Source organism: Paraburkholderia solisilvae (genome assembly GCF_902859875.1).
In the GTDB taxonomy this organism is placed as follows: Bacteria; Pseudomonadota; Gammaproteobacteria; order Burkholderiales; family Burkholderiaceae; genus Paraburkholderia; species Paraburkholderia solisilvae.
This window is the reverse complement of the sequence record NZ_CADIKF010000098.1, coordinates 1-8,655: the sequence shown is the minus strand read 5'-3', so window position 1 is coordinate 8,655 and position 8,655 is coordinate 1. Positions and strand designations below refer to the sequence as shown.

7 protein-coding genes are annotated in these 8,655 nt (G+C 67.5%); 5 read left to right on the top strand and 2 right to left on the bottom strand.

All coding sequences use genetic code 11. The features are described 5' to 3' along the window. Positions 1-193 (top strand): hypothetical protein (locus HV675_RS31585; protein ID WP_175115387.1); only part of this gene is annotated, 193 nt, incomplete at its 5' end. A 155-nt stretch (positions 194-348) separates the two neighbouring features. Here the strand turns inward: HV675_RS31585 and HV675_RS31580 are convergent. Both HV675_RS31580 and HV675_RS31575 read right to left on the bottom strand, forming a co-directional pair. Then, positions 349-1,956: an MFS transporter gene (locus HV675_RS31580; RefSeq protein WP_175115389.1), complete on the bottom strand. Its 1,608-nt coding sequence runs from the start codon at positions 1,954-1,956 to the stop codon at positions 349-351. Positions 1,957-2,069: 113 nt separating this feature from the next. Further along, entirely contained in the window at positions 2,070-3,566 is a 1,497-nt protein-coding gene (locus HV675_RS31575; RefSeq protein WP_175115386.1) for a sigma-54-dependent transcriptional regulator, read from the bottom strand. Positions 3,567-4,635: 1,069 nt separating this feature from the next. Here HV675_RS31575 and HV675_RS31570 point away from each other — a divergent pair. The 4 genes from HV675_RS31570 (at position 4,636) to cpaB (ending at position 8,201) form a co-directional block, all read left to right on the top strand. Then, complete coding sequence (locus HV675_RS31570; RefSeq protein WP_175115385.1) at positions 4,636-4,824, top strand: Flp family type IVb pilin; 189 nt, start codon at positions 4,636-4,638, stop codon at positions 4,822-4,824. A gap of 147 nt (positions 4,825-4,971) precedes the next feature. Next, complete coding sequence (locus HV675_RS31565; protein WP_175115384.1) at positions 4,972-5,508, top strand: A24 family peptidase; 537 nt, start codon at positions 4,972-4,974, stop codon at positions 5,506-5,508. A gap of 266 nt (positions 5,509-5,774) precedes the next feature. Continuing rightward, complete coding sequence (locus HV675_RS31560) at positions 5,775-7,247, top strand: ATP-binding protein (RefSeq protein WP_246270672.1); 1,473 nt, start codon at positions 5,775-5,777, stop codon at positions 7,245-7,247. Between the two features lie 114 nt (positions 7,248-7,361). Continuing rightward, on the top strand, positions 7,362-8,201 hold the full coding sequence (cpaB, locus tag HV675_RS31555; RefSeq protein WP_175115383.1) for a Flp pilus assembly protein CpaB: 840 nt from the start codon (positions 7,362-7,364) through the stop codon (positions 8,199-8,201). Positions 8,202-8,655 lie beyond the last annotated feature (454 nt).

Below are 8,655 nucleotides of genomic sequence, written 5' to 3'. Positions count from 1 at the left end.
CGTGGAGGCCGCGGCGGTGGCGGCGGGCGTGGCCGCCGCGCTCGGCGTCGCGGCGAGAGGCGCCAGCGTGAGCATGAGTGCGGCGATACCGCACAGAAACCTGGCAATCGATAGTTTGCGCATAGAAATCATTGAAATGGCGCGGCTGTGCCGGGTCGGATTCGATCTGATCAAAGTAAAAACGACTGTGTGAGGGGCGACAAGTTCCTCGATTGAGGCGCAACCTGTGGTGCTCGCAGTCGCAACCTGCGTGCCCAGGGCTTTTGCGCGCCGGCCGCAGCAGCAGCGGTGTGCCGTGCATGCAGCGGTTCGCAGCGCAACCGCACGCATGCATGCATCGATGCATGCTTACTTGCGGCGGCCGGTCATCAGCGCCGCGCACACGGCGCCGCCGAGCGCGGCCGCCGCGCAGACGAGCGCGACCGCGCGGAACGCGGCATCGAGCGCAGCGGCGTCCGCGCGTGCAACCGAGGCGTCGTGCCGCGCCAGGTCGCCCTCGGCCAATGCCGCGCCGGGCGCGATCGAGCGCAGTGTCGGCCCGGCGCGATGCGGGATGTGCAACGCGTCGAGCCGGGTGGACAGCGCCGCTTCATGCGTCCACGTAAACACGATGCCGAGCGCGGCAATCGCGATCAGGCTCGCGACGCGCGCGACCGCATTGTTGATGCCGGACGCGACGCCGGTGCGCTCGCCCGGCACCGATGTCATGACGGTCGTGGTGAGCGGCGCGACGGTCAGCGTCATGCCGAGGCCGACCACGACGAGCGCCGGAAAAAACGCCGCCCAATACGAGGTGTCGCCGCTCACGGCCGGCACCAGCGCGAACAGCACAAAACCGGCGGCCGTGACCATCGGCCCGGCTGTCAGCGGCAGGCGCGGCCCGAACCGGTCGGCGAGGCCGCCCGCGAAACGCGACAGCCCGCCGATGATCAGCGGAATCGGCAACAGTGCCGCGCCCGCTTGCGTCGCCGTGAAGCCGTGCGCGCGGATCAGCGTGAACGGCAGAAAGAACAGCGTGCCACCGAGTCCGAAATAAAGCAGCAGCGTGACGAGATTCGCGCCGCTGAAGTCGCGCGATTGAAACACGTCGAGCGGCATCATCGGTTGCGCGCTGGACGCTTCGATAACGACAAAGCCGATCAGCACGATGCCGCCGCCCGCGACCGACGCGAGCACGGCCGGCGCCGCGAAACCATGCGTCGACGCGAGCGTGAGGCCGTACGCAAGCGCGCCGAGGCCCAGCGCCGCGGCGATCGCACCGCTCCAGTCCATGCGCTGCGGCGCGCCCGGCTGATGGCTGTCGGGCACCGCCACCAGCGCGAGTACGAGGGTTGCCGCGGCGATCGGCAGATTCAGGAAGAAGATCGCGCGCCACGAGAACACATCGACGAGCCAGCCGCCCGCGGTCGGCCCGAGCGCCGACGCGATCGATGCGAATCCGGCCCAGATGCCGATGGCGCGGCCGCGCTCGTGATCGTCGAACACCGCGCCGATGATCGACAGGCTGCTTGGCACCAGCAGCGCGGCGCCGATGCCTTGCACCGCGCGCGCGGCAATCAGCGTCGCGGAATTGGGCGCGAGGCCGCAGGCGGCCGACGCCAGCGTAAACAACACGATTCCGCAGACGAATATGCGGCGCCGTCCGTAGCGGTCGCCGAGCGCGCCGCCGACCAGCACCAGCGACGCGAGCATCAGCAGATACGCGTCGACCACCCACTGGATCGCCGCCACGCTCGCGTGCAGTTCGCTTTGCAGCGCGGCCAACGCGACATTGACGACCGAGCCGTCGATCAGCGCCATGCTCGAACCCAGAATGGTGGCCGCGAGCGCGAGCCGCTTGTGGCGGCACGGGCGGTCGTGCAGGCTGCAGCGCGCGCCGCGGATCGCCAGTTCGTCAGCGGGATTGCCGCAGAGCGGGACGGCCGCGGCGTACGGCGCGCGCGCTCGCGCGGCGATGACGGGGCGCTCGGGAGGTTCGGGAGAGGTCAAGTTTGCTTCCGTGCCGGGTGGACACGGACAAGCATAACAACGGCGGCGGGTCGCACGCAGCGACCCGGGCAGCGCGCAGGCTAGGCTTCGACCGCGGGCCGCGAGCGCCTGCGGGTATCGCGCTCGTCCGCAGCGGGCCGATCCGGGTCCGGGTTCGCGTCCGCATCCGGGCTGGTTTCGCCGCCGCTTTTCGTTTGCCGCCGCCCTTGGCGGATCGAGCTGATGTCCGTCTGCATCCGGTTCGCGTTCATCAGCCGGTACAGCGTCGCGCGCGACACGCCGAGATCGGCGGCCGCCGACGAAAGATTGTGCCCGTGCCGGCGCAACGCATCTTCGATGGCCTCGATCTCCGCCTGCATGCGAATCTCGGCAAGCGTCTTCGCACGCGCGGTACTGGCCGCGGGCAGGCCGAGATCGGCTTCGGTGATGAAGCGCCCTTCGGCCATCACGACCGCGCGCCGCACGCAGTTGATCAGCTCGCGCACATTGCCCGGCCACGCGTAGTTCGACATCGCGACAATCGCGCCGCTCGAAAAGCCGCGAATCTTGTGCGTGCCGTCCTGCCGGTACATGCTGAGCGCGTACTCGGCGATCAGTCGGATATCGCTGCCGCGCTCGCGCAGCGGCGGCTCTTCGAGGCGCAGCACGCACAGCCGGTGGTAGAGGTCCGCGCGGAAACGGCCGTCGGCCACCGCCGCATCGAGATCGACGTGCGTCGCGGAGATCACGCGCACATCGACCTTGATCGGCGCATTGCCGCCGAGCCGCTCGATCGTCCCTTCCTGCAGGAAGCGCAGCAGCACGGCCTGGCATTCGTGCGGCATGTCGCCGATCTCGTCGAGAAACAGCGTGCCGCCGTCCGCGTGCTCGATGCGGCCGATCTTCTTTTGCAGCGCGCCGGTGAACGCGCCGCGCTCGTGACCGAACAGCTCCGCTTGCAACAGGGTGGGCGGAATCGCCGCGCAGTTGATCGCGACGAACGCCTGCTTCGCGCGCGGCGAGCAGTCGTGCACTGCGCGCGCGGTCAGCTCCTTGCCGGTGCCCGACTGGCCGGCGATAAACACCGGCGCGTCGGTTTGCGCGCATTTGTCGAGGCGCCGGTAGAGCTGTTGCATCAGTTCGCAATGGCCGACCATGCCGTGCCGGCCGAGCGAAGGCTTCGGCTTCACGCTCGTGCGCCGCAGGCTCGAGAGGCCGTGCGCGTGGCCGAGCGCGAAGATCAGCCGGTCGTTCAGACACGGCTTCGTGACGAAGTCGAAGCAGTAGTCGAGAATAAAACGGCTCGTCAATTCGTCGTCCGAGCGGCCTGGTGCGATCTGGGCGACCCAGTTGGTTTCGCCGTGCCGCATGACTGCCTCGAGCGCGAACAACTGTTGTGCGGTGCAGTCGTCCGGCAGATCGACGAGGCCGACCTTGATGTCGCCGCGCTCGAGCAGGCGCTCGGCGATGGCGGGTGTTTTCGCATGGACGACCTGCCAGCCGGCCGCCGTGAGGAATTCGGCGAGCGGCTCATCGGGTGCCGATGACACGCAAAGCACGGAGCGCTCGGTAGCGCCCGTCGGTGAGGTGGAATGCATGGTACCCCCGGTTGGATAGTGGCCGGACCCATAGGGCGAGCGGCCAGTGATCCTTCGATTGCGACTGCGGTCGTTATGGCCCGGTCCGTCTTCGCGGACCTGATCGTTCAGGGTCGTGCGGCCGGCGCGCGGCGTTGCATGCGGGTTGCTTCGCTTCGCGCTCTGCCGCAATGGTCCGCCCAACGGGACATTCCTTTGCGTTCCTGCACATTCCGGCGCCGCGTACCGCGACGGACTTATCGTCGCATGAATACGGCGCGTCGAGCAAAGATAAATGAAAGGCCCACGCGTTTGTATAAGCACAAATCAGGATGCAGAAGCGGCCTGGGCCGGCGCGCGCGCGCGGCGATTCATCCGCGAACGCGGCAACGCCTTGCCGGATAAGGCTCACGCGAGCACGCGTATCAGCCGCATAGCGTTCTGGACGCGCGCCGCGCCGCGCGTCTCAGGCTTGCGACACATTGGGCATAACCGTCGCGGCGCCCGGGTGGCGCGTTGCGGCGGCGGCCGTCCGGATCATCGAGCCATAGCCGTCGCGGGTTTGCCGACGGCGCGCCGTTCTTTTTACCGGTGCGAGGGGCCGCAAAGAGCCTGTTTTTAACGCGCCGCGCATACCTGAGCCGGCTCGAAAAATGTATCGATCCCGAAACGTCAGCCGCCTGAAAGCGTTCGCCGGACGTGTTCGTCAGCGCACGAATCACGGCCCGACAAGGGTTTGCGGCCTGTTGGCATACCCATTGCGATATGTCGGCCACGGCGGATTCGTTGCTGTCCGGAAACACCGATCGGAAACACACCGACAACGTCCGGACAGCAACACGGGGACTTCGCGCCTGGCGGTCGGGGACTACCAGCGAGGCGTGGAGGCGGCGGAGCCAATGGGGGGCGAAGTCGAAAAAAGAGTGGAGCGAATGATTCGTACGCCGTACGGATCATTCGCGACCACCTTGACGAAGCAACCGGGCGGCGATGCCATTTTGCCTGTCTACGTTGGACGGGCAGCGTGCCGGTGCGTAATGAGGCGCAGCGGCTCTTAACGGCAGTTTCACACCACTCTACGGGGGTTAGCATGAAGAAGGCGATTCAACAGTTCCTGCGTGACGAAGAAGGCGCGGCAGCCATCGAATACGGTCTGCTGGTGGGCCTGATCTCGGTGATGATCATTGGCGGCGCGACGCTTGCCGGCACGAGCATTCACACGATTTTCGACACGATCTCCACGGCGCTGTCGACCGCGTCGGCGAACACCGGCAAGTGAACGGCGCGGCTTGAGCAAGCCCGCTCTGCCACGCTGGCAACGTGGCGAGGCAGAGCCGGGCGAGCCAGCTGCGCAGGCGCCGCAGCGAAGCTGCATGTCAGGCAAGGCGCCACGAATTGGATAGCGCATCGCACACCGGAGATTGCAATGAACGCCGTTCCTTTTCCGCTCGGACCGTGTGTCCTGTTGCTGGTGATCACCGCCGCCGTGCACGACTGGCGCGCGCGCCGCATCCCGAACTGGCTGGTCGCGACGGCGCTGGTGGCCGCGCTGCCCGCTCAGTGGATGCTGCACGGCGCGCTGGATGGCCTCGCGGTGTGGTTCGCCGGCTGGCTGGTCGGCGCGCTGATCTTCCTGCCGGGATACCTGGTGCGCGCGGTCGGCGCCGGCGACGTCAAGCTGATGGCGGCAGTCGGTGCGTGGCTCGGCATGACGGGGGCGATCGAGACCGCGATGATCGCCTGCGCGATCGGCGGTGTGTGGGCGCTCGCGGCGATGCTCGTCAAACGGCGCATCAAGGATGGGCTGTCGAACACGTATTCGATGCTGCTTTCGGTGACGGGCGGTTGGCGGCACGTCGTGCAACAGGGAGAGACGCTGCGTGAGGTGTCGGTCGGCAGGCTGCCGTTCGGCGTCGCGATCGCAGCGGGTGCGCTTTGCACGATCGTGCTCGCGGTTCAGTAAAGGGCGCGGCATGCGCAGTCGCGACGAGCAACATCGACACAGCTGGACGTTACGGAATACGAACGAGAGCCAGGTCTCCATAGAGCGACACAGGCTCCGCCAGGCAGGATCTGCACGTCGGGGCGTGCAGGAAAAGACGTGAAAACGGGGTAGCGCAAAAAAATACGCAGTGAGCAGGGCGGGGTAAAAAAGCAGGCGAGACAAGGCCGGGATCAACCGGCGATGCGGACGGCGAATAAAAGCTGACCAGTTACGGGGGAAGTCAGATGAACAACGCTCACGGACCGGGCGAGGTTGGGCTGCGCGATATCGATACGCACGATATCGGGTCACGCGGCAAAGCATCACAGACGACGGGCGCGGGCCGCGCCCCGCAGACTGTGAGTCAGACCGGCCTCGACCTGCCGTTTCTCGCCGAGCTGACCGCGAAGGCCGCCGCGGTCGAAGGCAAGATCAGCCTGGCGCAGCTGGTGGAGCGCCTGAAGCTGACGATTCCGGTACTCGACGAAGTCACAGGCTTCATGATTCGCGAGCGCCAGCTCGAAGTCACACACCGGGGAGCGGCCGACTTCGACGTGCAGTACCAGCTGACCGAAGAGGGCCGCGTACGCGCGATCGGCTATCTCGCGAAGTGCGCGTATGTCGGCCCTGCGCCGGTGACGCTCGATACCTACGCGCAAGCCATCGCGCGCCAGTCCGTCAACCTGATGCGTATCTCGCGGCCGTTCGCGCGCGCCGCGCTCGCCGGGCTGACGCTGCCGGAGACGCTCGTCGACGAAGTCGGCGGCGCGCTCAACGCGGGCCGGCCGATCCTGTTGTACGGCCCGGCCGGCGGCGGCAAAACGCATCTCGCCGAAGCACTCGCACGGCTGATGCCGGGCACCATCGACGTGCCCTACGCGCTGCGGGTCGATCGCTCGATCGTGCAGATTTTCGATCCGCTCGTTCACGTGCCATGCGCCGCTGCCGGCGCCGACGCTGCCGCGCGCGCCGGCACGAACACCAACACCAGCGCGAGCGCAGGCCTTGCCACGGTCACCTCGCTGACGGCGCCCGCGGATCGCCGCTGGCAGCGCTGCCGGCGGCCGGTCGTGATGGCGGGCGGCGAACTGACGCTCGACATGCTCGAACTCTGCTACGACGCGGGCACGGGCTTCTATCAGGCGCCTGGCCACATGAAGGCGAACAACGGCCTGTATATCGTCGACGACCTCGGCCGTCAGCGTGTCGCGCCGCGCGACCTGTTGAACCGCTGGATCGCGCCGCTCGGGCGCGGCACCGAAACACTGGCGCTGCAGAACGGCGCGCGTTTCCAGCTGCCGTTCGACGTGCGCCTCGCGTTTTCGAGCAACCTCACGCCCGAGCAGCTCGGCGACGACGCGTTCCTGCGCCGCCTCGGCTGCAAGCTGTACGTCGGGCCGCTGGCGCAGCACGAATACGGCGCGCTGTTCGCGAATCTGTGCGGCGAGCTTGGCGTGCGCTGCGACGACGACGCATTCGATTTCCTCGTGCACCGGCTGCATCAGCCGGCGCGCCGTGCACTGCTCGCGTGCTATCCGCGCGATCTGCTGGGCCTCGTGGTTGCGCATGCAACTTACCGCGAGGAGCCGCCGGTCGCGACGCCGGACACGCTGCAGCGCGCGTGGAACAGCTATTTCGCGCATGCGGGCACGCCGGACGCGATGCCGGTGCGGCCGAATCACGCGGGCGACGTGATGCGGCGCTTCGCGACCGCCTGATCCGTTTGAAGCACAGAGCCGCGTGGCGAAGCAGAAAGTGAATCACGAAGCAAACGAAGTCACGAACCGAGTAACGAGTACAGGCGCCGACCCGGCGCAACCAGGAGACCGAACATGAACAACTCACGCGCGATATTCATGCTGCTGCTCGCGACGGCCGCGGGCCTCGCGGCGGTGATCTTCGGCTCGCGCTGGATGATCTCGCAGTCGTCGGCGTCGACCGCGAAGGTGGTGGTCGCGACGGCCGACATCAATCTCGGCCAGCGCATCACGCCCGACGTGCTGAAGGTAACCGACTGGCCGTCGGCCAGCGTGCCGCCGGGCGCGTTCAGCGACGTGCAGAAGCTCGACGGCCGCGTGCTCAAGGAAAGCACGCTGCATGGCGAGCCGGTGCTCGAGTCGAAGCTGTCGCCGGTCGGCACGGTCGGCGGGCTGTCGGCGGTGATCAACGAGGGCAAGCGCGCGATCACGGTGCGCGTGAACGACGTGATCGGCGTGGCGGGCTTCGCGCTGCCGGGCAATTACGTCGACATCCTCGTCAACACTGAGAAAGATCCCGGAATGGCGTCGGGTTCGCGCGACCAGCACATCTCGAAGATCGTGCTCGAAAAGATTCTGGTGCTCGCCGTCGCGCAGGAAGTGGCGCGCGACGAGACCAAACCGAAAGTGGTCGATGCGGTGACGCTCGAAGTCACGCCCGGCCAGGCAGAGAAGATCGACCTTGCACGCAGCATCGGCACCTTGTCGCTGGTGCTGCGCAACCAGGTCGACCCACAGGCGGCGACGACCGCCGGCGCGACGCGCTCGACCCTGCTGGATGTCGCAGCGCCCGCGCCGGCTTCCGCGCCCGTTCCGGCGCCCGCGCCGCGCGCGGTGCGCAAGGTCGCGGCGCGCGAGCCGGTCAACTGCGTGCGGGTGATTGTCGGCGGCGAGACCACGAAGGAATGCTTCTGAGCGGCGCCGCGAAGCGGGCGGGGGGCAATCGAAGCAGCACAGCAACGAAAGGGAAAAGGGACCGCAAGCAGCACGACCACGCAGGCCCACGACCAGCAGGACCGCGCAGCACGCAGCAGGCAGCAGATAACATGCACCAGATAACACGCAGCAGGCAGCAGGCAACTATCACATAAGCGGTAAAAGCAGCACGTGAACGGGGGAAGGACATGAACGCGAAATCGGCTCGTCTGGCGCATCGGGCGCCAGGGTGCGAAGCGAGGATGCAAGGACCGGCGGCAGCACGCTTTGCGCTGACCGTCATGTTGGGGACGCTTGGCGCATTCCTGTGGGTGCTGCCGACCGCGCAGGCCGAAAGCCTGGGCCAGCGCAACGCGTCGGCCGGCATGATCGCGACCGGCACGGCGGCCGCCGCATTGCCGGCCGCCGCGCTGCCGGCCAGCGGCGCACCGCT